This window comes from Ramlibacter sp. (assembly GCF_029866045.1).
Lineage (GTDB): Bacteria > Pseudomonadota > Gammaproteobacteria > Burkholderiales > Burkholderiaceae_C > Ramlibacter.
Genome location: NZ_JARXAB010000021.1, coordinates 34,697 through 57,598, shown reverse-complemented (window position 1 = coordinate 57,598; position 22,902 = coordinate 34,697). Strand labels below are relative to the sequence as shown.

The window sequence follows — 22,902 nt, the reverse complement described above, 5'->3', positions numbered from 1 at the left end:
GGCGACAGCCCAGGGGCATCGCGATCCGCTCTCGGCTTCCGTTTGCATCGACAATGCCCCATGGCTAAGGAAAAGACCGTCTACAGCTGCACCGAATGCGGCGGCTCGAGCCCGCGCTGGCTCGGCAAGTGCCCGCATTGCGAGGCCTGGAACACGCTGGTCGAGACCGTGCCCGATGCCCCCGCGGGTGGCGGCAAGAACCGCTTCGCCGCGCTGGCCAAGTCGACCCCGGTGACGGTGCTCGCCGACATCGAGGCCACCGAGGTGAGCCGGGCGCCCACCGGGATCGACGAGCTGGACCGGGTGCTGGGTGGCGGCATCGTTGAAGGCGGGGTGGTGCTCATTGGCGGCGACCCCGGCATCGGCAAGTCCACCCTGCTGCTGCAGGCCCTGGACAACCTCGAGCGCGCCCAGATCCCCACGCTTTACGTCACCGGCGAGGAGTCTGGCGCCCAGGTGGCGCTGCGCTCGCGCCGGCTGGGCCTGGACCATTCGCAGGTCAAAGTGCTGGCCGAGATCAATCTGGAAAAGATCCTGGCCACGCTGGCCAACACCCGGCCGGCGGTTGCGGTGATCGACTCCATTCAGACGGTGTACTCCGACCAGCTCACCTCCGCCCCCGGCTCGGTGGCCCAGGTGCGCGAATGCGCGGCCCACCTGACCCGCGCTGCCAAGGCCAGCGGCACCTGCATCGTGCTGGTAGGCCACGTGACCAAGGAGGGTGCGCTCGCCGGGCCGCGCGTGCTCGAGCACATGGTCGACACGGTGCTTTATTTTGAGGGCGACACACACTCGAGCTTCCGGCTGGTGCGGGCGATCAAGAACCGCTTCGGTGCCGTCAACGAGATTGGCGTCTTCGCCATGACCGAGCGGGGGCTCAAGGGGGTGGCCAACCCGAGCGCCATCTTTCTCTCGCAGCACACCGAGCCCGTGCCGGGCAGCTGCGTGTTGGTCACCCTGGAGGGCACGCGCCCGCTCCTGGTCGAGATCCAGGCCCTGGTCGACACCGGCGGGCCCAGCCCGCGCCGGCTGTCGGTGGGCCTCGACCGTGACCGCCTGGCCATGCTGCTGGCGGTGCTGCACCGCCATGCCGGCGTGGCCTGCTACGACCAGGATGTTTTCGTCAACGCCGTCGGCGGCGTTCGTATCAGCGAGCCGGCGGCCGATCTGGCGGTGATGCTGGCCATCACCTCCTCCCTGCGCGGCCGAGCCTTGCCCAAGGGCTTCATCGCCTTTGGCGAGGTGGGCCTGGCGGGCGAGGTGCGGCCCGCGCCGCGCGGCCAGGAGCGCCTGCGCGAGGCGGCCAAACTGGGCTTTTCGGTGGCGGTGGTGCCGCGCGCCAACGCCCCGAAAAAGGGCAGCCGTGACCTCGAGGGCCTGACCATCCACCCGGTCGACCGCATTGAAGAGGCGATGGAAGTGGTGCGCTCGCTGGCCTGAGGCTGCCACCGGTCTTTTCGCCAAGGCGCTGTCAGTTCACTGCGACCTGGCGCGCCGTAAGTCCCTGCAGGATCGGCTCCTCAGAATCAGGCCTGGAAGCCTCGGAGGATCCCGAATGAAAAAAAATTTCACCGCATCGGCGCGTGAGGGAGGTTTGTCATGACGCAGACCATGCGACTTCCCGAGAAATGGTTTCGCCGCGGCCTGTGGTTGCTCGCACTTTTATTCGCCGGCTTTTTGATCGGGCTCGGCGGGGCGCTGGTGGGTGACCTGCCCAAGATCGAGAGCCGCCGCCAATTGGCCGACTTCACCGACCGGGCACTGGTCCGGCGGCTGGAGGGCCAGATGGCGCAGGCCCGCACGCAGCAGAAAGAGGCGCAGGAGGCGTTGGCACAGGCGCAGCTGGGGCAGCAGGCGGCGACGGCCGAGTTGCGTGCCGCGCGCCAGGGCCTGGAGAGCTGGTTGGCAGCCCGCCAGGCGACCCAGCGCCAAGACCAGGACCCGGAGGTGTTGGGACGCACCCGCCGGCTCGATCCGCTGCAGCAGGCCTTGCGTGAGGCCGAGGCCACCGTACAGCGTCGCAGGCAGGAGCTGCTCGACGCGCAGCAACGAGAGGCCGGCCTGCGCCGCGACCTGGAGCAGCACGAGGAGGCGGCCGGCAAGGCCTTGGCTGCGGAGCAACGCCATCTGGAATTGCGCGTCTTCCTCTACCGTCTGGCGTTGACCTTGCCTCTGCTCGGGGTGGCGGGGTGGCTGTTGTGGCGTCACCGGCAGGGCCGCTGGTGGCCGTTCGTCTGGGGGTTCGCGCTGTTTGCTGCCTTCACCTTTTTCGTCGAGCTGGTTCCCTACCTCCCCAGCTACGGGGTCTACGTGCGCTATGCGGTGGGGGTGTTGCTCACCGTCATCATCGGCCGCCAGGCCATCGTGTCCCTCGAGCGCTACCTCCAGCGGCAGCGCCAGGCCGAGGCGCAGCCGGACAGTCAGCGGCGCAAAGCGCTGCCCTATGACGCCGCGCTGGCCCGGCTCTCCCAGAGCCTGTGCCCCGGTTGCGAGCGGGCGGCCAATCTCAAGGACGATAGCGGCGATTTCTGCCCCCACTGTGGCATCGGCCTGTTTGATCGCTGCGGGGCCTGCCGCACCCGAAAAAGCGCGTTCGCGCATTACTGCCTCCACTGCGGGGTGGTCGCTCCAGTTCCACAGGCGTCCGGCACCGGGCTCACCTGATCAATCGGGCCGATTTCAGGGCCTTCGCATTCGTCACAGCCGTGGCCCTTCGCCGAACGGAGACAATGCGGGGCATGAACTGGCGTCGTATTGTTTATCCCCTCGCCGCATTGGCCTTCCTGGCTTTTGCCTGGAACTCCTATGGCTGGCCCGGCGTTGCCGCTGTACTGAGCGGCGGCGTGATGTGGGTGCTGCTGCACTTCAACCGCATGGTGCATGTGATGAAGCAGGCGACCGACAGGCCGGTCGGTCATGTTGCCAGCGCCGTCATGCTCAACGCCAAGCTGCGCCCGGGCGTGAACCTGCTGCACATCATGGCCCTGACCAAGGCTCTGGGTGTGCGCCAGTCCCCTGAAGGAGAGGAGCCTGAGGTGTACCGATGGACGGACACCGGCGGCTCACACGTGACCTGCGAGCTGGTGAACGGCCGGCTCCTGCGCTGGAAACTCTGGCGGCCCGAGGACGACGCCTCGGGCGAGGTGCCTGAGGCGGGCGAGGCGCTTGCTCCGGCAGCGCCGGCCGAGCCCCGGGGGGGGCCGGCCGCACACTAGAATTGTCGTTTTGCATATCCCGACGCCAAAGGAAAAGACATGAGCGCCATTCCCAGCATGGACGACCGCGACGGCAAGATCTGGATGGACGGTGAGATGGTGGAGTGGCGCGACGCCAAGATTCACGTCCTGTCCCACACCCTGCATTACGGTTGCGGCGCTTTTGAGGGGGTCCGCGCATACAAGACCGACAAGGGCACCGCCATCTTCCGCCTGGCCGAGCACACGGACCGCTTGTTCAACAGCGCCAAAATTTTGCGCATGGCTATCCCCTTCACCAAGGAGCAGGTGTCCGAGGCGCAGCGTGCGGTGGTTCGCGCCAACAAGCTGGAGAGCTGCTACCTGCGTCCGCTCACCTGGATCGGCTCGCAAAAACTGGGCGTGTCCCCCCGTGGCAACCGGATCCACCTGATGGTGGCCGCCTGGGCCTGGGGCGCCTACCTCGGCGAAGAAGGGCTCAAGCGCGGCATCCGCGTCAAAACCTCCAGCTACACCCGCCACCATGTCAACATCACGATGACGCAGGCCAAGGCGGTGAGCAACTACACCAACTCCATCCTGGCCAACATGGAGGCGCTTGACGACGGCTATGACGAGGCGCTGCTGCTCGATGTCTCCGGCTTCGTGAGCGAAGGAGCCGGCGAGAACATTTTTGTGGTCAAGGACGGCAAGGTCTACACACCCGACCTGTCCGCGGGCGCCCTCAACGGCATCACGCGCAACACCGTGGTTCACATTTGCCAAGACCTGGGCATCGAGTTGGTGCAAAAGCGCATCACCCGTGACGAGATCTACATCGCCGACGAGGCCTTCTTCACCGGCACTGCCGCTGAAGTGACCCCGATCCGCGAGCTCGATCGTGTCGAAATCGGTATCGGCTCGCGCGGCCCCATCACCGAGAAGATCCAGACGGCCTTCTTCGACATCGTGAGCGGCCGCAACCCCAAGTACGCCCACTGGCTCACCCAGGTTTGAGGACCGGCACGCCATGACCACCGCCACCACCCGCCAGGAAACCGTCGTCGAGCTCAAGGCCGGTGACCTCAACGGCAACGGCGGCGTCTTCTGCCCCAGTGCTCAGGCCGGCATGAAGCTGTGGAATGGCCACCCACGCGTCTTCCTCGATGTGGCCAGCACCGGCCAGGCCCGCTGTGCCTATTGCGGCACGGTGTACCGGCTGGCCGCCGGCGAGCATTTCGACGGCGGCCACTGAGGCCAGCCGATCTACCCACTCCGCCCCGGCCGGCTGACCTGCCCCGGGGCGTTTTTCCTTCTCCATGAGCGCCTCCCGAATGAACACGACCGCCCCGGGCACGGCCAGCCTGGTCATCGCGCCGCAGTGGATCGGCGACGCGGTCATGACCGAGCCCCTCATGCGCCGGCTGCATGCCCGCGGCGAGCGGCTCACTGTCGGAGCGCTGCCCTGGGTGGCGCCGGTCTACCGCGCCATGCCGCAGGTCGCCGAGGTGGTGGAGTTTCCTTTCCAGCACGGTGGCCTGCAGCTGCGTGAGCGGCGCCGCCTCGCGCGCGAACTCGAGGGCCGCTTCAACACCGCCTACGTGCTGCCCAACTCCCTCAAGAGTGCGCTGCTTCCTTTTTTGGCCAGCATCCCGCGCCGCGTGGGCTACCTGGGCGAGGCCCGTGTGGGCCTGCTTACCCACCGCCTCAAGAACCCCAAGGGCAAGCCGCCGATGGTGGCCTTTTACTCGGCGCTCGCCGGCGAGCCTGGCGTCGAAGCCGACCGACCGCGCCTGGCGCTGGCCGAGGGCGAGGCGGCCCGGGTTGCTGCGGCCCAAGGGCTGGAGGTCAGCGGCTACTACGTCTTTGCGCCGGGCGCAGAGTTTGGTCCCTCCAAGCGCTGGCCCTCGGCGCACTACGCACAGCTGGCCACGCAGCTCGATGCGCCGGTGCTCTTGCTCGGGTCTGCCAAGGACGGTGAGGTCTGCGAAGAAATCACCCAGGCGGTGGCGGCTGCGGGTGCGCCAGACCGCTGCCGCCAGCTTGCGGGCCGCACCTCGTTGGCCGAGGCCTTCGCGCTGATTGCCGGCGCCCGCGCCATGGTGAGCAACGACTCGGGCCTGATGCATGTGGCAGCGGCCTTCGGCCGGCCGCAGGTCGCCCTGTTCGGTTCTTCCAGCCCACTGCACACGCCGCCCCTCAGTGACGCCGCGACGGTGATCTGGCTCAAGGATGATCCCGCCTATCAGCCGCCGCTCGATTGCGCGCCCTGCTTCGAGCGCGAATGCCCGCTGGGGCACCAGCGCTGCATGACCGACCTCGATCCGGCGCGGGCGCTGCAGGCGCTAGCGGGCTTGCAGGCCCTGCCTGCGATGCCCTCGGACTCGGTCCCGGCCCCGTCGGCTTGAGGCGCGAAACCTTTGCGCAGGGCATTTCCGATCAATTGACGATCGATTGCAGCCGGGCCAGCGCCGATTGGTAGGCGGCTGAGTCCTCGCGGCGGTCCACGGCCAGGACCAGCACGATGAGGCGCGCTTCCTGTACGGTGTAGACCAGACGCACGCCCTGCTTGCGCAATTTGATCTTGTAGCAAGTCGAGAGGGTGCCATGCAGCCGGCCGCCGGGAACATGGGGCTGGTCCAGCCGCTTGGCCAGCAACTTTTTGAGAGGCTCGCGCACGGAGCCGTCGAGGCGGCTCCACTCTTCGAGCGCCGCAGGGAGAAAGAACAGTCTGTACTTCTGGCTGCTCGCGTGCTCAGAGCTCGTCAAGACGGACCTCAACGGCCTTGTCTACATCTGCCAGACGCTGGGTGACTTTGCGCAGCAGGTCCTGGTCGGCGAGTTCCTCGAGCAAGGCCTCGAACAGCTGGGGTTCGAGCATGTAGAACGCTGCGCGGTTGTGATTGAGTACGGCCACCGGACGCCGCTTGGCCGCGCGCAAGACGGCGGCCGGGTTCTTCTTGAACTCCGACATGCTCACCGACAGATCGGCGTGGATGGCTTCCATAATGGCTCCAAATTCGGCGCTAGATTTAGCGCTAAATTCTAGGTCCCCGCAGCGGCCCCGGCAAGCGGCAATCGCACCTCAAAGCAGGCCCCGCCGCCTTCGCGGCCCTCGCAGCGCACCGTGCCGCCATGGCGCTCCACGATGGACTTCACCAGGGCCAGACCCAGGCCCACGCCACCGGCGTGTTCGCTGGCGCCGGGTAAGCGGTAGAAGGGCTCGAAGATGCGTTCGCGCTGTGCCTCCGGCACGCCGGGGCCGCGATCGCAGACCCGCAGTACCGCTTGCGCGGACGCGCCGCCAGCGCCATCCTCACGCGCCAGCGCCATTTCCACCTCGCCTGCGCCATGTCGGTGGGCGTTTTCCAGCAGGTTGCGAAGCACCCGGCGCAGCAGCCGGGGCTGACCCTGCAGCACCAAGGGCGCGCGGGTCGGCCGGACTTCCAGCCGAGCGCCTGTCCTGGCGCACTCCTCCGCGGCCAGTCCCATGAGGTCCACCGCCTCGGGCGTACCGATCTCTGCGCCCGGCATGTCCAGGCGGCTGGCGAGCAGAATTTCTCCGACCAGTTGGTCGAGCTCTTCGATATTGCGTTCGAGCTCGGCCCGAACGCGGTCATCGGTCTGCGGCCCCAGCAGCGCCAGGCCCATGCGGATGCGCGTCAGCGGCGAGCGCAACTCGTGCGAGGCATTGGCCAGCAGCGATTTGTGGCTGTTCACCAATTGCTCCACCCGCGCCGCCGCCCGGTTGAAGCGGCGCGCCAGAAAAGCGGCCTCGTCATGGCCGGATTCGTCGACCCGCGCCTTCAGGTCACCCTCGCCCCAGCGCTCGACCCCGGCGCGCAGGGCCTCGAGCCGCTGGGTGAGGCGGCGGATGATGGGGTAGCTGCCGACTGCCACTGCCAGGGCGACCACCGCCAGCATGATCAGCAGGCCGTTGGTGCCGCGCAGCCACGGGCGTGAGGGCGGCGCCGGGCCGAGCATGGGAGGCCCGCCGCGGTGCATGCCAGACAGGCTTCCGGGGACGGGCCGGTTGTCGCCCGCCGGAGCGCCGCGGCTCTCGGGCCCGCGCTCCTCGTCAGGCCGTTCGCGCGGCGGGATGTGCACGATGACTGTGCGCCCGTCTTCCATCGGCACCGCAAACTCGACGCCGTGCCCCGGCACGAAGACCGGGCGGCTGCGTGTGCGTCCCAGTACCTCGCCGTTGGCGTCGCGCAGGATGATCTCGCGCTCCCGCCCTCGCAGTCCCGAGGGCGCCTCGTCGGCATTGGCCCGCCAGAGCCAGGCGAAGGCCAGGGTGATCACCAGCACCGCGCCCACCACCGCCAGCCAGATGCGCAGGTATAGCGGGAGGCCGGAGAATCGGCGCGGGGGGTTGTTTGGAGCCATGGGTGTGCGTCAGGCGGAGGGCGGAGGGCGGAGGGCGGAGGGCGGCCGCCTCAGTCTTGTTCGCGGGCGAACACGTAGCCCACCCCGCGCACGGTGAGAATGCGGCGCGGGTTCTTCGGGTCTGCCTCGATGGCTGCGCGGATGCGGCCCATGTGCACATCGATCGAGCGGTCGAAGGCCTCGAGCTCGCGCCCGCGCACCACCTCCATGATCTGGTCGCGGGTCAGCACCCGCCCAGCGCGCCCGGCCAGCGCCAGCAGCAGGTCGAACTGGTAGGCGGTGAGTGAGGCGGATTGGCCGCCGACGCTCACGCGCCGGCCGGCCCGGTCGATTTCCAGCGAGCCAAAACGCAAGGGCGGCTCGCCCGCTTGAGGGTCAACCGTCCCATCCGCCAAGGGCACATGCCGCCTCCGCAGGATGGCGCGAATGCGCGCCAGCAATTCGCGTGGCTCAAAAGGCTTGGGCAGGTAATCGTCTGCCCCCACCTCCAGGCCGATGACGCGGTCCATCGGGTCGCCCTTGGCGGTGAGCATCAGCACCGGCACCCGGCCGGCCTCGCCGGGTAGGGCGCGCAGGCGGCGGCACACCTCGAGGCCGTCGAGGTCGGGGAGCATCAAGTCCAGGATGACGAGGTCGGGCAGGGCTTGCGGCGGCACGGCCAGCGCGTCTAGCCCGCGCGTGGCGTCAGGCGCGTGGTCGACCGCGAAGCCGGCCGCCGCCAGGTAGTCCGCGACCATGCCGGCAAGGCGGGCGTCGTCTTCGATCATGAGGAGCCGCTGCATCGGCCGATGGTATCGAGGGCCTGCCCTGCACGCGTGACCCGCAGGCCAAGCGGCCGTAAACCGGCGGTAAAGGCGCGTCAGCGGCTCTTGGGCTGAACGCAGGGCCGGCCAAGGGGCGCAGAGCGAGGGGGCGGCGGCCGTAAGCATATTTTTTAATTAATTTCTGATAGATGGTTGACTTGTTTTGACCTCTTCAGTACAACCAAGGTTCTCTCTGCTGTACGAAGTGAAGCACTGGGCCGAAAGCACCCCGACGTCTTTCAGGCCCGCCTCCTCCAACCCTGATCTCTCTGGAAAACAGCGTCATGACCACCATCACCTCTGGCCCTACAGGCACCGACGGCAGCGACCTCATCTTTGCCGGCGGCGGCAATGACTCCATCAATTCCGGCGCCGGCAACGACATCATCTTCTCCGGCGGCGGCAACGACACCATCAATGCCGGGGCCGGCAACGACATCGTCTTTGCCGGCAGCGGCAATGACACCATCGACGGCGGCTCGGGCCGCGACATCATCTTTGCCGGCGCCGGCAACGACACCATCGACGGCGGCCTGGGAAGCGACACCATCGACGCGGGCGCAGGCAACGACACGCTCATCTACACCTACGCCAATGAAGCCCGCGTGGTCGACTACTACAACGGCGGATCGGGGTCGGACACCCTTGTCCTTGATTTCTCGAAGTACACCCAGTGGACCCAAGCCAGCTGGTCCTCCTTCGAGGCCACGTTGGCCCAGCGCATTGCCCAATTCAAGGCGATGGTGGACCAGTACAAGGCAGCCAACGGCAACCTGCCCAACTCGGGCTCGAAGGACTTTGTCTTTGACTTCGGCAACGGCGCGAAGCTGCAAGTGGCGATGACCGAGAAAGTGGTCGTCATTGCGCCGGTGTTGACCACCTTGAACCATGCGCCGGTGATCACCAGTGGTCCCCAGGCTGACGCGGTGCAAGAAGACGGCACCTTGGTCGTGGGCGGTATGGTCACTGCCACCGACGCCAATACCGGCGACGTGCTGACCTACAGCGGCAACGCGACTGGCGTCTATGGCAGCTTCTCCGTGGCCGCCAACGGCAAGTGGACCTACACCCTGGCCAACGGCAACAACGGCACAGCCTCCAAAGTGCAGTCACTGGCCGAGGGTGAGATTCAGACTGAAACCTTCACCGTCACGGTCAGCGATGGCAAAGGCGGCACGGCCACGCAGAGCGTAGCGATCACCATCACCGGCACCAATGACGCGCCGGTGATCACCAGTGACGTGCAAGCCGGCGCGGTGAAGGAAGACGGCACCTTGGTCGTGAGCGGCACGGTCACTGCCACCGACATCGACATCGACAACAACGCTGCGCTGACCTACAGCGGCGACGCCACCGGCGTCTATGGCAGCTTCTCCGTGGCCGCCAACGGTGTGTGGACCTACACCCTAGACAACGGTACCAACGGCACCGTCTCCAAAGTGCAGTCGCTGGCCGAGGGAGAGATCCAGACCGAAATCTTCACCGTCACGGTCAGCGATGGAAAAGGCGGGACGGCCACACAGGACGTAACGATCACCATCACCGGCACCAACGATGCGCCCGTCGTTAAAGGGACTGTTTCGAACTCCGCCGATGAGGATGCAAAGCCCGTTCCACTCGATGCCTTGGCCGGCGCCTCCGACGTGGACAACGACACCGAACTGCAAGTGATCAATGTGCCGCAGACGCTGCCGGCAGGCGTGACGTACGACGCAGACACGCACATGTTCACTTTGGATCCGCGGCACCCGGAGTACCAGACTTTAGGCGAGGGCGTGAAAACGACAGTCGTCGTGAACTATGGCATCTCCGACGGGCTGACCACCACCTCGAATTCCGTGCAGTGGGTCGTCACCGGCACCAACGACGCGCCCCAGGTCGTGCGTGCCGTCACGGGTTCGGCCACAGAAGATGGTGCCGTCTCCACGCTGGACGCCTTTGTCAACATCGAAGACGTGGACACAGACGATGTGCTCACGGTGGTCTTCAGCGCAGGCGGCACGTCGAGCGACCCCGCCACCGTCGTGGCGATGCCAGCCGGGCTGGAGGGGCAAATCACCACGCTGAACGACGCATCACCCACCACATCCGACCTCACAACGGGCCTCACACCAGGCGGAGCCGGCGGCGATCCGAACGTCTACGCCTTCGATCCGAAAAATCCGCCGCCCGGCATCACCTACGACGAGGCGACGCATAGCTTCTCGCTGGACCCAAGCAACAAAGCATTTCAGAGCTTGGGCGAGGGGGAGACCCGGACGGTCACGATTTCGTACTTTGTCTCGGACGGCAAGTCGACCATTCCGGCCACCTTGCAGTGGGTCGTCACCGGCACCAACGACGTGCCCATCGTGCTGGCGCGCGATGGCGACAGTGCCAGTGCCGACTTGACCGAAGGAAATTCAGGCCTTACCGCGTCCGGCAGCCTGTCCTTGATAGACCCTGATGTGACAGATACCGTCGGTGCCAGGGTCATTGGCGTGACGGCGGTGACCGCCTACACCGGCGCTTTGCCGTCGACGGCCACCTTGCTGGACTTCTTCACGGCCACGTCCACCGATACGAGCACCACCGTACCCACAAACCTCCGCTGGGAATTCGACTCCAAGACGGAGGCGTTTGACTTCCTGTCTCAGGGCCAAGAATTGGTGCTCACGTACACAGTGGAGGTGAACGACAAGCAAGGCGGCACGGCGACCCAGGATGTGACGGTCACCATCACCGGCACCAACGACGCGCCCACCCTTAGCGCCGGCACGCAAAGCGCCACCCTGGTCGAGGCCGGTGGCGTGAACAACGGCACCGTTGGCAACGCCAGCGCCACCATCGCGTTGACCAGGGGTGACGTGGATGGCACGGCCAATTTTGATGGCGCGTATTTGTTGACCAATGGCTGGGGCACCACCAACGGCGGGGTCACCTACACCAAGGCCGGCACGTACGGCACGGCTTCGCTCGATTCGTCGGCGGGCGTGGTGACCTACACCCTGGACAACACCAAGGCTGCGACCCAGGGCCTCGTGACCAACCAGTCGGTCAACGACAGCTTCACCGTGCAGGTGACGGACGGTACGGCCACGGCCAGCACGGAGGCCAACTTTGCCATTACAGGTGCCAACGACACGGCCGTCATCGGGACACCTTCAGTGTCTTCGGTGACCGAGGACGTGGCCGTGGTTTCCGGCAAGCTCACCGCCTCGGGGTCTATCGACATTGCCGACACTGACGCAGGAGAGGCCAGCTTCAAAACGGTCGTGATGTCGAGTGTCGGCAACCTGGGAACGCTGGTGCTCCAGGCCAGTGGCGCCTATGTTTACCAAGTCGATAACAGTGCGACCCAGTTCCTGGGCTCTGGTCAGACCAAGACGGACAACTTTATCGTTGAGTCGCTCGGCGGGACCACCAAGCAGGTTTTTTTCACCATCAACGGTACCAAGGACGCACTGACCACTCCAGTGTTCACTGGCGCCAACTGGACTTCCCAATCGACCCTGCCGGGGGGCACCACCAGCCCCACGATTGGTACCGTGACCGTGACCCCAACCGATGCCGACAGTCAGCCACTAACCTGGCAGGTGACGGCAACCAAGAAGATCGGCATCAGCAATGTTCTTTCAGCACCTTCAGAAATCAGCCATTTCTCTATCGATAGCGCAGGTGTTCTCTCCAGCAGCACAACGCTGGATCCAGCGGCTCTCTACACCCTGATCCTGACCGCGTCAGATTCGAGCTCAAGCGTATCCAAGACACTTGGGATTCGTACTGGTACCAACGGATCCAACTCTCTGACCATCTTCCCTTCAGGTTCTGTACCTATTGACCACCTGATCTATACGCTGGGAGCCGATGAGGGTTCTTTTGACAACATCTCCAGTGGCCCCGGTAACGACACAGTATTTGGCCAGAGCGGCAGTGACGTTATTCTGGGACAAGGTGGTCGCGACGTCCTCTACGGAGGACCAGGCAGTGACGCTCTTGTTGGCGGTACCGAAGACGACTACCTCTACGGAGGTGCCGAGAGCGACACGCTCACCGGCGGCACGGGTGATGACAGGTTCTACTTCGACACGACGCCCACCAACCAGACGACCGATTACATCCTGGACTTCACCATCGGTGCCGACAAGATCTGGCTTTCCTCGTCGACGTTTGGGGCCCTTGAGGATGATTTGGGGACCCCCTTCAACCAACTGCTGACGAATGAGTTCGCGTCCATCACGTCGCTATCCGCGACTTATTTAAGTAGCGCCAATATCGTGGCACTGTTGAGGACTGATGGACGCGTCGATCTTTACTACGACACAGACGGAGGCAACCTGTCGACCGGGGCGACTCTGCTGGCTGCGCTGCAATTTGCCGGCGGCTCATCGACCACGCTCAGTGCGTCTGACTTCTTCGTCTACTGATCGCCAAGAGTTTCCTCTCCGGGGCCTGCCGCCCAAGGCGATCCCCGGAGAGCAGAACTACCACCCGAGACCTGGATTGCATGAAGCCCCTCCTGCTCCTCCTCCTCCGCCCGCTCCTCCACGTCGCCGGCCTGTCTTTCTTCATCAACCTCCTGCTACTCGTCCCCTCCCTCTTCATGCTGCAGGTCTTCGACCGCGTGCTGTCCTCGGGCAGTGTGGACACGCTCATCGTGCTGCTGGTGGGTGCGGGCATTGGCCTCTTGCTGCTCATGGCGCTAGACCATGTGCGCGGGCGCTTGCAAGGGGTGGCCGGCAACCTGGTGGCCGAGTCGCTCTCGCCGGTGGTCACCAAGCTGGTGGTGGCACAGGGCGCGCGGCGCAGCGGCCGCAGCAACCTTGAGGGCTTGCGTGACATCGGCACCCTTCGCTCGCTGTTCTCTGCGCAGGGCCTGTTGGCGCTGTTCGACACACCGTGGATCGCGGTGTACGTGGCCATCATCTGGATGGCCCATTGGTGGCTGGGTGTCACCGCCTTGGCGGCCGCGGTGCTGATGCTGGCTCTGGCAGTGGCCAACGACCTGTTCACGCGCCGCGCCATCGAGGCACTGCAAAAGGCAGCCTCCGGCTCCACCCGTTACCTCGAGACCTCGCTGGCCAATGCCGAGGTGGTGCAGGCGCTGGGCATGACCGATTCCATCATCGCCCGCTGGCGCCAGAAGAACGCCGAGGCCAACGCGCTGCAAGGCCCCACGGCGCAGCGCACAGTCGCCATGGCGGCCCTCACGCGCACGCTGCGCCAGGCGGTGCAAATCATCATGCTGTCGGTGGGCGCGTGGCTGGTGATCAGCGGCCAGGGCTCACCCGGCATCACGGTGGCCTGCACCATCTTGCTGGGCCGGGCGCTCGCGCCGGTGGAGCAGGTGGTGGGCAGCTGGAAGCTGCTGGCCGAGGGCCGCGCGGCGCTGCATCGCTTGGGCGAGTTGCTCGGCACAGCGGCCACGCAGCCCGAGCGCATGGCGCTGCCCGCGCCGCGCGGCGAGCTGCTGGCGCAGGGCGTGGTGTACCGCGCGCCGCAGGGCGACCGCCTGCTGCTGTCAGGCGTGTCGCTGCACCTGCAGCCGGGCGAGTCGCTGGCCATCATCGGGCCCAGCGGCGCGGGCAAGTCCACGCTGGTGCGCCTGCTCATTGGCGTGTGGGCGCCGATGGCGGGGGTGGTGCGGCTCGACGGGTCTGACCTGTCGCAGTGGCCGCGCGAGCAGCTGGGCCCCTGGGTGGGGTATGTGCCGCAGGATGTGGAGCTGTTTCCCGGCACGGTGGCCGAAAACATCGCCCGCCTGGGCGAGGCCGACCCGGCGGCTGTGGTGCAAGCGGCCCAGCGCGCGCGGGTGCACGAGTTGATTCAGGGCCTTCCTGAGGGCTATGACACTTGGGTCGACCCACAGTCCGCCCTGCTCTCGCCCGGCCAGCGGCAGCGCATTGCATTGGCGCGCGCGCTGTATGGCGACCCCAAGCTGCTCCTGCTTGACGAGCCCAACTCCAATCTCGACGGCGGTGGCGAGCAGGCGCTGGCTGACACGCTCAAGGCCCTGCGCGGCGAGGTGACGGTGGTGGTCGTCACGCACCGCACCGCGCTCGTGCAGCAGGTCGACAAGCTGCTGGTGATCGAGGGCGGCAAACCGCAACACTACGGGCCGGTGGCCGAGGTGCTCAAGGCGATGCAGGCCAAGTCTCAAGCGCAGGCCCAGGCCCAGCCGGCATCAGAGGGTGGCAACAAGGTGGTGACGATGCCGCTCGCCGCCGCGACGATGGAGAAAAGCGCATGACCGCCACGACCCTCCCCCTTGTGGACAGCCCTGAGCTGGCCTCGCATCAGGGCGAGGCGCGCCGCCTGGCGCGCGCGGGCCTTCTGGTGTTGGGCCTGGGCCTGTTGCCGGTGCTGGGATGGCTGGCGCTGGCGCCGCTGTCGTCGGCGGTAGTGGCGCAGGCCCATGTGAAGGTTGATCTGGAAAAACGCAGCGTGCAACACGCCGAGGGCGGCATCGTGCGTGAGGTGCGGGTGCGTGACGGCCAGCGCGTGGCCCAAGGCGAGCCGCTGTTGGTGCTGGGCGATGTGGGTGTGGATGCCGACCTCAATCGCCTGAACTACCGGCTGCTGGCCGAGCGGGCGGGCATCGCGCGGCTGGAGGCCGAGCAGGCGGGCCAGGGCGCACTGGCCTTTCCGCCAGAGGTGCTGGCCGCTGCTGCGGCTGATCCGCGGCTGGCCGAGCAGGTGGCCAAGGAGCTGGGTCTTTTCAGCGCGCGGCGCGAGAGCCTGCTGGGACAGACGGCTTTGCTGCGCGCGCAGCGCGAGAAAGTGGGCCAGGAGATTGTGGCGCTGCGCGCGCAGATCGAGCAGGCACAGGCTGCCTGGGGCCACCAAAAGTCGGAGCTTTCGCGCAACCGCGAGCTGCTCAAAGAAGGCTTCATTGCCGAGACGCGCATCTCGCAGTTGGAAGTCGGCGTGGCCGACTACGGCGTCAAGCTCGAGGAGCGGCGCTCAGAGCTGGCCCGCGCCGACCAGCGCCTGACGGACGCCGACTTGCGCATCAAGAGTTTGGAGAGCGACTACCGCCAGCAGGCCAGCGACCAGCTGAAAGTGGCGGTGGTGCGCCTCACGGAAATCCAGCAGGAGCTGCGCAAGTCCACCGATGCGGCCCAGCGCCAGCTGATCGTGGCCCCGGTGGCCGGCGAGGTGATGAACCTGCGCTACGCCAGCGTGGGCGGCGTGGTGTCGCCGCGTGAGCCGGTGGCCGACATCGTGCCGACCGATCCGCGCCTGGTGGTGGAGGCGCAGATCCGTCCCGAAGACGTGCGCCGCGTGCAAGTGGGCCAGGCGGCGCGCATCCGCTTTTCTGCGTTCAATACGCTGACCACCCCGATGGTCGAGGGCAAGGTGCTGTATGTCTCGGCCGACCGCGTGGTGGACCGCAACGGCCAGCAGGCCTGGTATGTGGTGCAGGTGGAGGCCGACGCGCAGGCGCTGCAGCGCGCCGGCAAGTTGCAATTGCAGGCGGGCATGCCGGCCGAGGTCTACCTGGAGGGCAACGAGCGCACGCCGCTGCAGTACCTGCTGGAGCCCATCACGCTGATGATGCAGCGCGCGGGGCGAGAGCGTTAGCCGCCTTTGTGGCCGCATGAACATCCTGCTGGCGCACCAGAACTTTCCCGGCCAGGTTCGGGGTCTGGCCCCGGCGCTTTTGCAGGCGGGCCACACGCTGCGAGCGGTGTCTACACGCAAGGAAGCCACGCTGGCCGGTGTACCCAATGCGCCCTATCAACCAGCGCGAGGCAACAGCCCCCAGCTGCACCCTTGGTTGCTCAGTACCGAGTCCGCCGTCATTCGCGGGCAGGCCTGCGCCGCCAAAGTCGAAGCGATCGTCCGGGAGGGCTGGACGCCCGACCTGGTGCTGGGCCACACCGGCTGGGGCGAGATGCTTTTCATGCGCCAGGTGCTGCCGGGCGCGCGGCTGATCGGGTTTAACGAGCTTTACTACCAAGCCTCAGGCGGCGACGTCGACTTCGACCCGGAGTTTCCGGCTGAGCCCGGCGCGGCGCAACGGCTGCAGGTGCGCAACCTGCACCTGAGCGGCAGCCTCATGGCCTGCGACGCGGCCGTCACGCCCACGCAGTGGCAGGCCAGCTGCTTCCCGCCCGTGCTGCGTGAGCGCATGCAGGTCATTCACGATGGCATCGACACCGACCGCCTGGTGCCCGATGCCACCGCCCGGATTCAGTTGGGCCAGGCCGGCGTTCGCCTACGCGCGGGCGATGAGGTGATCACGTTCGTGAACCGCAATCTCGAGCCGATGCGCGGCTACCACCAGTTCATGCGCGCGCTGCCCGAGATCCTGCATCGCAGGCCACAGGCGCGGGTGGTGATTGTCGGTGGCGACGAGGTCAGTTACGGCAAGGCCCCGGAGGGCCAGCGCGGTTTCAAGGAGGTGTACCTGCAGGAGGTCAAGGACCGCATCGACCTCTCGCGTGTGCACTTTGTCGGGCGCGTACCCTATGACACCTTGGTCACGCTGCTGCGGGTGTCGGCTGTCCATGTGTACTTGACGGTGCCCTTTGTCCTGAGCTGGTCAATGCTCGAGGCCATGAGCCTGGGTGCGCTGGTGGTGGGCTCGGCCACTGCGCCGGTGCAGGAGGTGATCGAGCATGGGCGCAACGGGCTGCTGGTGGACTTCTTCAACCCCTCGGAGCTGGCAAGCACCGTGTGCGACGTGCTCGCGCAACCCGCGCGCTACGCAGCCCTGCGCGAGCAGGCGCGTCAGGACATCGTGCAGCGCTACGACTTTCGGCGGGTCAGCCTGCCTGCGTACATGCGGCTGATCGAAGGCGTGTAGTCGGCGCCCCACCGGATCATCGCTCCGTCCCCCCCACCTTCACCCGCGCCGCCAGCGCCACCAACACCAGCACCGGCAGCCCCAGGCCCGCGGTGGCGAGGAAGAAGTCGGCGTAGCCATGTGCGTCGACAAACTGGCCCGAGAAGCCCGCCAGCCACTTGGGCAGCAGCAGCATGATGGAGCTAAACAGCGCGTACTGCGTGGCCGAATAGCTCACATTGGTCAAACTGGACAGGTAGGCAATGAAGGCCGCCGAGGCAATGCCCGAGGCCAGGTTGTCGGCCGAGACGACGAAGATCAGGCCCTGCACGTCGTGCCCGCGCCCGGCGAGCCAGACGAAGAGCAAGTTGGTGGCGGCGCTGAGCACCGCGCCCAGCATCAGCACCCGCATCACGCCCAGGCGCAGCGCCAGCACGCCGCCGATGAAGGAGCCAACCAGTGTCATCACCACGCCGTAGACCTTGCTCACCGCGGCGACCTCGTCTTTGGTGAAGCCCATGTCCACATAGAAGGGGTTGGCCATGATGCCCATGACCACGTCGCTGATTCGATAGACGGCGATCAGGGACAGCAACAGGGCCGCCTGCCAGCGGTAGCGGCGCACGAAGTCGGCAAAGGGCTCGACCACCGCTTCGCGCAGCCAGGCCGCGGCGCCGCGGGCCGGGGTAAGCGGCCTGTGCGCCGGTTCTGGCGAGAGCAGCACGGTGAGCACGCCGACCGCCATGGAGGCTGCCATGACCAGATAGGCGGCCTGCCAGGCTGCTTGTTGGTAGGCGGATGTGGCCGCCTGCGCCGCGGCAGACCCCACAGCGTTGGCGGCGGCGGTGGCAGATGCGCTGGCGGTGGCGCTTGCGGCAGCGGATGCCGCGCTCACAGCGGCGGCCAGTGCCGGCGCCTCGACACGCGCAGCAATCCACAACACCCCTGCGCCGGCCCAGATCATCGCCAGCCGGTAGCCGGTCTGATAGGCCGCCGCCAGGGCGGCCTGGTGCGCGGTGTCGGCCGATTCAATTCGGAAGGCGTCCAGGGCGATGTCCTGCGTGGCCGAGCCAAAGGCCACCAGCAGCGCAAAGCCCACCACCGCCTGTAGCTGTTGTTGCGGGTTGGACAGTGCCATACCGACCAGACCGGCGATCACCATCATCTGCGCGAGCAGCAGCCAGGCGCGTCGGCGGCCCAGCCAGCGGGTCAGGCCGGGCAGCGGCAGCCTGTCGACCAGCGGCGCCCAGGCCCACTTGAAGCCGTACGCCAGGCCCACCCAGGACAGGTAGCCGATGGTGGTGCGGTCGATGCCGGCCTCGCGCAGCCGAAAGCTCAAGGTGCCCAGCACCAGCAACAAAGGAAGGCCAGCACCGAACCCGAGCAGGAGCATGCGCCAGGTGGCGGGCTCGAGGTAGACGCGCAGGGCGGCGAGCCAACTGGGTGCGAGTCCGGATGCGGGTGCGGACGTAGGCATGGGCGCAGGGGTGCCGGATGGCGTTGCGGCGGGAGCGTCGGCGGGTGTGGGCATGGTGACGCATCATTATCATTGGCGCCATGTGCCGGGCTTGCTACGAAAGCGTCGCTGATTCCAATAGCCGCCCCTCGGACCTGCCGTCTGGCGGAGCGGGGACTCGGCATGCCGTGGCTGGCGCCGAGTGGCCTGCGGCCGGGGGGAAGGCCTGGCATCCGCGCCGCGCCTTTCTGCTGGCCGCCGGTGCCGCCGCCGCTGGGCCGGGCCTGGCCCAGGTGGAGGTCGGCGAGGCCTCCCGGCTGCGCAATCTGGTGCCCGCCGGCGAGATTGAATCCGCCTCGATGCAGGAGTACGGCCGCATGCTCGCCCAGGCGCGGCAGCAGCGCGCGCTGGCCCCGGATGACTACCCGGCCTTGCAACGGCTGCGCGGCATTTCCCAACGCCTCATCCCCCTGGCGCCGCGCTGGAACGACCGCGCGCGCCAATGGCGCTGGGAGATCAACCTGATCGGCAGCCAGCAGATCAACGCCTTTTGCATGCCGGGCGGCAAGATCGCCTTTTTCACCGGCCTGCTGGACAAGCTCGCGCTCACCGAAGACGAAACCGCGGTCGTCATGGGCCACGAGATGGCGCACGCGCTGCGCGAACATGCCCGCGCGCGGATCGCCAAGACCCAGGGGACTGGCATCGGCCTGTCGGTGCTTTCCCAATTGCTGGGTCTGGGCCAGCTGGGCGACTTGGCGGCCAATATGGGGACCCAACTGCTGTCGCTGCGCTTCTCGCGCGATGACGAGGTCGATGCCGACCTGGTGGGGCTGGAGCTGGCCGCGCGCGGCGGCTACGACCCGCAGGCCTCGGTCACGTTGTGGGAAAAGATGTCCCGCGCCTCGGGGGACAAGACGGGACCGGCTTTCCTGTCCACCCACCCCACGGGTCCCGACCGCATCACGCGGCTGCGCGAGAACGTGCCCAAGGTTCAGGCCCTGTACGAGCAGGCGCGGGGTAGCCGCTGAGGCCTGCGCCGGGGCCTGGCCTCAGCGGCCAACGGCGTGAGGCGCGCTCAGGTCCCGCCCACGAAGGGGTTGGTTGCCCGCTCCCGGCCAAAGCTGCTTTCAGGGCCGTGCCCGGGGATGAACACCGTGTCGTCGCCCATGGGCCACAGGCGTCCGGTGATGCTGTCGATGAGCTGCTGGTGGTTGCCCTGGGGGAAGTCGGTGCGGCCGATGCTGCCTGCAAACAGCACATCGCCCACGAAGGCGCGGCCGATCTCTGGCGAGTAAAAAACCACATGCCCGGGCGTGTGGCCGGGGCAGTGCCGCACATGTAGCGTGTGGCTGCCCAGGGTGACGGTGTCGCCGTCGTGCAGCCAACGGGTGGGTGTGAAGGCGCGGGCTGGCGGGAAGCCAAAGCGCGCGCTTTGCATGGCCAGGCCGTCGATCCAGAACTGGTCGCCCTCGTGGGGTCCGATGATCGGCAGCGACAGGCGCTCGGCCAACTCGCCGGCGCCGCCGGCGTGGTCGATGTGGGCGTGGGTGAGCCAGATCTGCTCGAGCTTGAGTCCCAGGCGCGCCACCTCGGCCAGCAGCAGGTCCAGGTCGCCGCCGGGGTCGATCACCGCGGCCTGGGCGGTGGCGTCGTCCCAGACCAGGGAGCAGTTCTGTTCAAAAGGGGTGACTGGGATCGTGAGGTAGCGGAGCATGCCCCGAAGTATGCGCGGGCCGGGACGGTGCCGGTTTGCGCGGAACGGGTGGCAGCGGGCCGGGTGAAAGCGGTTCGAGCCGATACGGACGGCTAGACAGCCGACGAAAGGGCGGTTTAAATAGATACAAAGAGCTACTTATATCCAAGATGACTACTTTGGCGCAGTCGGTTCGGGCCTTCGCGTTTCAACTTTTGGGCGACTGGCAACTGCCCTGGGCAGTGCGGATGCATCGGCGGGGCCAGCTGGCCCAGGCGCGTCGGGTCTACCGCCGCATCCTCGCGCGCATTCCCCGCCACTTCTCGGTCCTGCAGCTGATGGGGCTGCTCGAGCTCACGCGGATGCGCTATGACCGTGCCCTGGCGTGGCTGGAGCGGGCCCGGGAAATAAAGCCGGAAGACCCGATCCTGCTGGGGCACCTCGGCTGCGCTTATCTGGGCCAGCGCCGCTTCGCCGAGGCCGAGGACTGGCTTCAGAAGGCGCGGGCCCTTCGGCCTGATGACATGTCGATCTGCATCAACCTGGGGCAGGTCTATCTGCACGCCGGTCGTCTGGAGGCGGCGCTGGCCTGCTACCAGGAGGCGCAGCGCCTGGCGCCCCAGCACCCGCGACCCCTGGTGGCACAGGGCTGGGCTCTGCGGGACATGCGTCGGATCGATGAGGCCGCGCAGATTTTTCGTGACCTGATCGCGCGATTTCCGGGCCAGGGTCAATGGCTGACGGACTTGGTTCCGCTCCTTGTCATGTCTGGCAAACACCCGGAGGTCTTCGCCCTGCTGCGCGAGCGACGAATGGCGGCTCACTTTGACGGCTTGATCCCGCCGCCTCACCGTCGGCTCCGGGCGCTTGGCAAGCCGCGCTGGCAGCCGGGGGTTCCCCTGGGCGGGCTGACCCTGCTGGTGCATACCGAGGCCGGCTTTGGCGACGCGCTGCAGGGCTTACGGATGGCGTTGGTGATGGCGGACCGGGGTGCCCAGGTGGTCTTGGAGGTCTGGCCCGCCCTGCTGCGCCTGCTGCAAGCGGTTGACCCGCGCATCACCGTGGTAGCCCGCGGGTCGACCTTGCCGCCGTATGACCGGCATGTTGACCTGGAGCACCTGCCCTTTCTTCTCGAGATGGCCCCTGACCAAATGCCCCCGCCCCCGCCTCTGGTGCTGCCCGCCCCGCGCGTTGCGGCCTGGGCCGAGCGGCTGGGCCCGCGCGACGGGCGGTTGCGCGTGGGCTTTGCCTGCACCGGTAACCCGCGTCACGGGCGCGATGTGGACCGCAGCATGCGCCTGGCGCACTTCCTCAACGCCATGCCGCAGGGGGTGGACCTGGTTTGTCTGCAGCGGGTGATTCGGCCCCAGGACACCGGAGCCTTCGCCTTGAGGCCCGAGGTCAGAGTGTTCGGCGAGCAGCTCGCCGACTTCGCGGACACCGCCGCCTTGATCGAGAACCTCGACCTCGTCATCTCGGTCGACACCGGCGTGGCCCACCTGGCGGCGTCCTTGGGCAAACCCACCTGGATCATGGTGAGCTACATCCCCGACCCGCGCTGGATGCTCGATCGAGACGACTCTCCCTGGTACCCCAGTGTTCGCCTGTACCGGCAGGGGCCGGACGCCCGATGGGGGCCAGTGCTCAAACGGGTGGCCGCCGATGTGTCGGCGCGGGCTCAGGCGCCGCGCGCGCTCCTCGAGGGCCACAGCACCGAGGCGATGGCTGTCACCATGAGCGCCACCGAGGCCCAGTCTTGCCAGTGAAGCACCTCGCCTAGCACGTAGGCGCCGCTGAACACGCCCAGCACCGGGATCAGGCTCACGCTCAGGCTGGAGGCTGTCGGCGGCAGGCTGCGCGCCAGGGTCAGCCACGCGGGTTGTGCGAAGCCAAACACGACCACAGCGTTGAAGACGATGGCCCCCCAAGCGGTCGCACTCGGCGCTTGCCAACGGTCGGCCTCGAAGGCCAGGGACATGGCGCTCAGGAAGACGGCGGTCAGCGCCGTCATCCAGAAACTCAAGGTCAGGGTGTGGGCCCCGATCCGTGTGTGTCGCATCATCTGCGTGCCCAGCGCCCAGCTCAGCGCCGACACCAGCAGCAAGGCCACACCCACCGGCGCGCCGGCCATGCGATGCAATTCATGCCACAGCAGCAGGACCACGCCGGTCGCCGCGGCGACCACACCCAGCCAGTTGCGCCCGCTCATGATCGCGCCGTAGAAGGCGGCGCCCAGAAGGGCCGAGAACACGGGCATGGTGTAGCCCAGGATGGCCGCCCGCCCGCTGGAGAGGTGGGTAAGGCCCGTGATCATGCAGGCGTGCCACACGAACATGTTGAAAAAGGCCAGCACCAAGAGTGCCGGCCAATAGCGACGCGGTAAGTGGAAGGGCACGCCCAGCATCCGCAGCCCCAGGGCCAGCAGGGGCAGGCCGAGCCAGACCGAGATCGCGCGAAAGGCCAGCGGCGGATAGGCCGACACGCCCAGCTTCATCACCGGCCAGTTCAAGCCCCAGGCCAGCGTGAGGGCGACAAGCAGGGCCAGCTGGCGGCGGCTGAGGGATTGCATAGGTCTATTGTCGCGAAGCTGGGCGGGCCACCGGCCCACCCGCCTT

19 protein-coding genes are annotated in these 22,902 nt (G+C 67.1%); 12 read left to right on the top strand and 7 right to left on the bottom strand.

The window, feature by feature from the left end; translation table 11 throughout:
- Positions 1-60: 60 nt before the first annotated feature.
- The 6 genes from radA to waaF all read left to right on the top strand — a co-directional run bounded on the left by radA (position 61) and on the right by waaF (position 5,581).
- Positions 61-1,440, top strand: a complete 1,380-nt coding sequence (gene radA / locus QE494_RS01845; RefSeq protein ID WP_300040949.1) for a DNA repair protein RadA — start codon at positions 61-63, stop codon at positions 1,438-1,440.
- 159 nt (positions 1,441-1,599) lie between these two features.
- Positions 1,600-2,664, top strand: coding sequence for a serine endopeptidase (locus tag QE494_RS01840; RefSeq protein ID WP_300040947.1), 1,065 nt, complete (start codon positions 1,600-1,602; stop codon positions 2,662-2,664).
- 74 nt (positions 2,665-2,738) lie between these two features.
- A complete protein-coding gene (locus QE494_RS01835) occupies positions 2,739-3,215 on the top strand; it encodes a glycerate kinase (RefSeq protein WP_300040945.1) in 477 nt (158 codons plus the stop codon).
- A gap of 39 nt (positions 3,216-3,254) precedes the next feature.
- Entirely contained in the window at positions 3,255-4,190 is a 936-nt protein-coding gene (locus tag QE494_RS01830; RefSeq protein WP_300040943.1) for a branched-chain amino acid transaminase, read from the top strand.
- Positions 4,191-4,203: 13 nt separating this feature from the next.
- Complete coding sequence (locus QE494_RS01825; protein WP_300040941.1) at positions 4,204-4,428, top strand: zinc-finger domain-containing protein; 225 nt, start codon at positions 4,204-4,206, stop codon at positions 4,426-4,428.
- A gap of 79 nt (positions 4,429-4,507) precedes the next feature.
- On the top strand, positions 4,508-5,581 hold the full coding sequence (waaF, locus tag QE494_RS01820; protein WP_300040939.1) for a lipopolysaccharide heptosyltransferase II: 1,074 nt from the start codon (positions 4,508-4,510) through the stop codon (positions 5,579-5,581).
- 31 nt (positions 5,582-5,612) lie between these two features.
- Here the strand turns inward: waaF and QE494_RS01815 are convergent, their stop codons facing one another.
- The 4 genes from QE494_RS01815 to QE494_RS01800 are packed head-to-tail and all read right to left on the bottom strand — an operon-like array spanning position 5,613 to position 8,344.
- Entirely contained in the window at positions 5,613-5,942 is a 330-nt protein-coding gene (locus QE494_RS01815) for a type II toxin-antitoxin system RelE/ParE family toxin (RefSeq protein ID WP_300040937.1), read from the bottom strand.
- Positions 5,929-6,180: a type II toxin-antitoxin system Phd/YefM family antitoxin gene (locus QE494_RS01810; protein ID WP_300040935.1), complete on the bottom strand. Its 252-nt coding sequence runs from the start codon at positions 6,178-6,180 to the stop codon at positions 5,929-5,931. Before QE494_RS01810 ends, QE494_RS01815 begins: the two co-directional genes overlap by 14 nt.
- 38 nt (positions 6,181-6,218) lie before the next feature.
- Positions 6,219-7,562 carry a HAMP domain-containing sensor histidine kinase gene (locus QE494_RS01805; RefSeq protein WP_300040933.1) on the bottom strand — a complete coding sequence of 448 codons (1,344 nt, stop codon included), beginning with the start codon at positions 7,560-7,562 and terminating at the stop codon, positions 6,219-6,221.
- Positions 7,563-7,612: 50 nt separating this feature from the next.
- Complete coding sequence (locus QE494_RS01800) at positions 7,613-8,344, bottom strand: response regulator (RefSeq protein WP_300040931.1); 732 nt, start codon at positions 8,342-8,344, stop codon at positions 7,613-7,615.
- A gap of 305 nt (positions 8,345-8,649) precedes the next feature.
- Between QE494_RS01800 and QE494_RS01795 the strand changes: the two genes are divergently transcribed.
- From QE494_RS01795 to QE494_RS01780, 4 genes are all read left to right on the top strand, one after another.
- The gene (locus tag QE494_RS01795) at positions 8,650-12,771 is read left to right on the top strand and encodes a VCBS domain-containing protein (RefSeq protein WP_300040929.1); all 4,122 of its coding nucleotides are present in this window, start codon (positions 8,650-8,652) and stop codon (positions 12,769-12,771) included.
- An 80-nt stretch (positions 12,772-12,851) separates the two neighbouring features.
- Positions 12,852-14,594, top strand: a complete 1,743-nt coding sequence (locus QE494_RS01790) for a type I secretion system permease/ATPase (RefSeq protein ID WP_300040927.1) — start codon at positions 12,852-12,854, stop codon at positions 14,592-14,594.
- Entirely contained in the window at positions 14,591-15,928 is a 1,338-nt protein-coding gene (locus QE494_RS01785; protein WP_300040925.1) for an HlyD family type I secretion periplasmic adaptor subunit, read from the top strand. The genes QE494_RS01790 and QE494_RS01785 overlap by 4 nt, the downstream gene beginning before the upstream one ends.
- A gap of 16 nt (positions 15,929-15,944) precedes the next feature.
- The gene (locus QE494_RS01780; RefSeq protein ID WP_300040923.1) at positions 15,945-17,156 is read left to right on the top strand and encodes a glycosyltransferase family 4 protein; all 1,212 of its coding nucleotides are present in this window, start codon (positions 15,945-15,947) and stop codon (positions 17,154-17,156) included.
- A gap of 16 nt (positions 17,157-17,172) precedes the next feature.
- On the opposite strand, the gene QE494_RS01775 is transcribed toward QE494_RS01780, so the two are convergent.
- Positions 17,173-18,612: an AmpG family muropeptide MFS transporter gene (locus QE494_RS01775; protein ID WP_300041133.1), complete on the bottom strand. Its 1,440-nt coding sequence runs from the start codon at positions 18,610-18,612 to the stop codon at positions 17,173-17,175.
- A 167-nt stretch (positions 18,613-18,779) separates the two neighbouring features.
- On the opposite strand from QE494_RS01775, the gene QE494_RS01770 reads away from it, so the two are divergent.
- A complete protein-coding gene (locus QE494_RS01770; protein ID WP_300040921.1) occupies positions 18,780-19,622 on the top strand; it encodes a M48 family metallopeptidase in 843 nt (280 codons plus the stop codon).
- A gap of 47 nt (positions 19,623-19,669) precedes the next feature.
- Here the strand turns inward: QE494_RS01770 and QE494_RS01765 are convergent, their stop codons facing one another.
- The gene (locus tag QE494_RS01765; RefSeq protein ID WP_300040919.1) at positions 19,670-20,308 is read right to left on the bottom strand and encodes an MBL fold metallo-hydrolase; all 639 of its coding nucleotides are present in this window, start codon (positions 20,306-20,308) and stop codon (positions 19,670-19,672) included.
- A 149-nt stretch (positions 20,309-20,457) separates the two neighbouring features.
- Between QE494_RS01765 and QE494_RS01760 the strand changes: the two genes are divergently transcribed.
- Positions 20,458-22,053 carry a tetratricopeptide repeat protein gene (locus tag QE494_RS01760; protein ID WP_300040917.1) on the top strand — a complete coding sequence of 532 codons (1,596 nt, stop codon included), beginning with the start codon at positions 20,458-20,460 and terminating at the stop codon, positions 22,051-22,053.
- On the opposite strand, the gene QE494_RS01755 is transcribed toward QE494_RS01760, so the two are convergent.
- The gene (locus tag QE494_RS01755) at positions 21,966-22,856 is read right to left on the bottom strand and encodes a DMT family transporter (protein ID WP_300040915.1); all 891 of its coding nucleotides are present in this window, start codon (positions 22,854-22,856) and stop codon (positions 21,966-21,968) included. The genes QE494_RS01760 and QE494_RS01755 overlap by 88 nt on opposite strands.
- Positions 22,857-22,902 lie beyond the last annotated feature (46 nt).

Coding starts and splice junctions, on each gene's coding strand:
- radA (WP_300040949.1), top strand. CDS start 61: ATGGCTAAGGAAAAGACCGTCTACAGCTGCACCGAATGCGGCGGCTCG.
- QE494_RS01840 (WP_300040947.1), top strand. CDS start 1,600: ATGACGCAGACCATGCGACTTCCCGAGAAATGGTTTCGCCGCGGCCTG.
- QE494_RS01835 (WP_300040945.1), top strand. CDS start 2,739: ATGAACTGGCGTCGTATTGTTTATCCCCTCGCCGCATTGGCCTTCCTG.
- QE494_RS01830 (WP_300040943.1), top strand. CDS start 3,255: ATGAGCGCCATTCCCAGCATGGACGACCGCGACGGCAAGATCTGGATG.
- QE494_RS01825 (WP_300040941.1), top strand. CDS start 4,204: ATGACCACCGCCACCACCCGCCAGGAAACCGTCGTCGAGCTCAAGGCC.
- waaF (WP_300040939.1), top strand. CDS start 4,508: ATGAACACGACCGCCCCGGGCACGGCCAGCCTGGTCATCGCGCCGCAG.
- QE494_RS01810 (WP_300040935.1), bottom strand. CDS start 6,180: ATGGAAGCCATCCACGCCGATCTGTCGGTGAGCATGTCGGAGTTCAAG.
- QE494_RS01805 (WP_300040933.1), bottom strand. CDS start 7,562: ATGGCTCCAAACAACCCCCCGCGCCGATTCTCCGGCCTCCCGCTATAC.
- QE494_RS01800 (WP_300040931.1), bottom strand. CDS start 8,344: ATGCAGCGGCTCCTCATGATCGAAGACGACGCCCGCCTTGCCGGCATG.
- QE494_RS01795 (WP_300040929.1), top strand. CDS start 8,650: ATGACCACCATCACCTCTGGCCCTACAGGCACCGACGGCAGCGACCTC.
- QE494_RS01790 (WP_300040927.1), top strand. CDS start 12,852: ATGAAGCCCCTCCTGCTCCTCCTCCTCCGCCCGCTCCTCCACGTCGCC.
- QE494_RS01785 (WP_300040925.1), top strand. CDS start 14,591: ATGACCGCCACGACCCTCCCCCTTGTGGACAGCCCTGAGCTGGCCTCG.
- QE494_RS01780 (WP_300040923.1), top strand. CDS start 15,945: ATGAACATCCTGCTGGCGCACCAGAACTTTCCCGGCCAGGTTCGGGGT.
- QE494_RS01775 (WP_300041133.1), bottom strand. CDS start 18,612: ATGCCTACGTCCGCACCCGCATCCGGACTCGCACCCAGTTGGCTCGCC.
- QE494_RS01765 (WP_300040919.1), bottom strand. CDS start 20,308: ATGCTCCGCTACCTCACGATCCCAGTCACCCCTTTTGAACAGAACTGC.
- QE494_RS01760 (WP_300040917.1), top strand. CDS start 20,458: ATGACTACTTTGGCGCAGTCGGTTCGGGCCTTCGCGTTTCAACTTTTG.
- QE494_RS01755 (WP_300040915.1), bottom strand. CDS start 22,856: ATGCAATCCCTCAGCCGCCGCCAGCTGGCCCTGCTTGTCGCCCTCACG.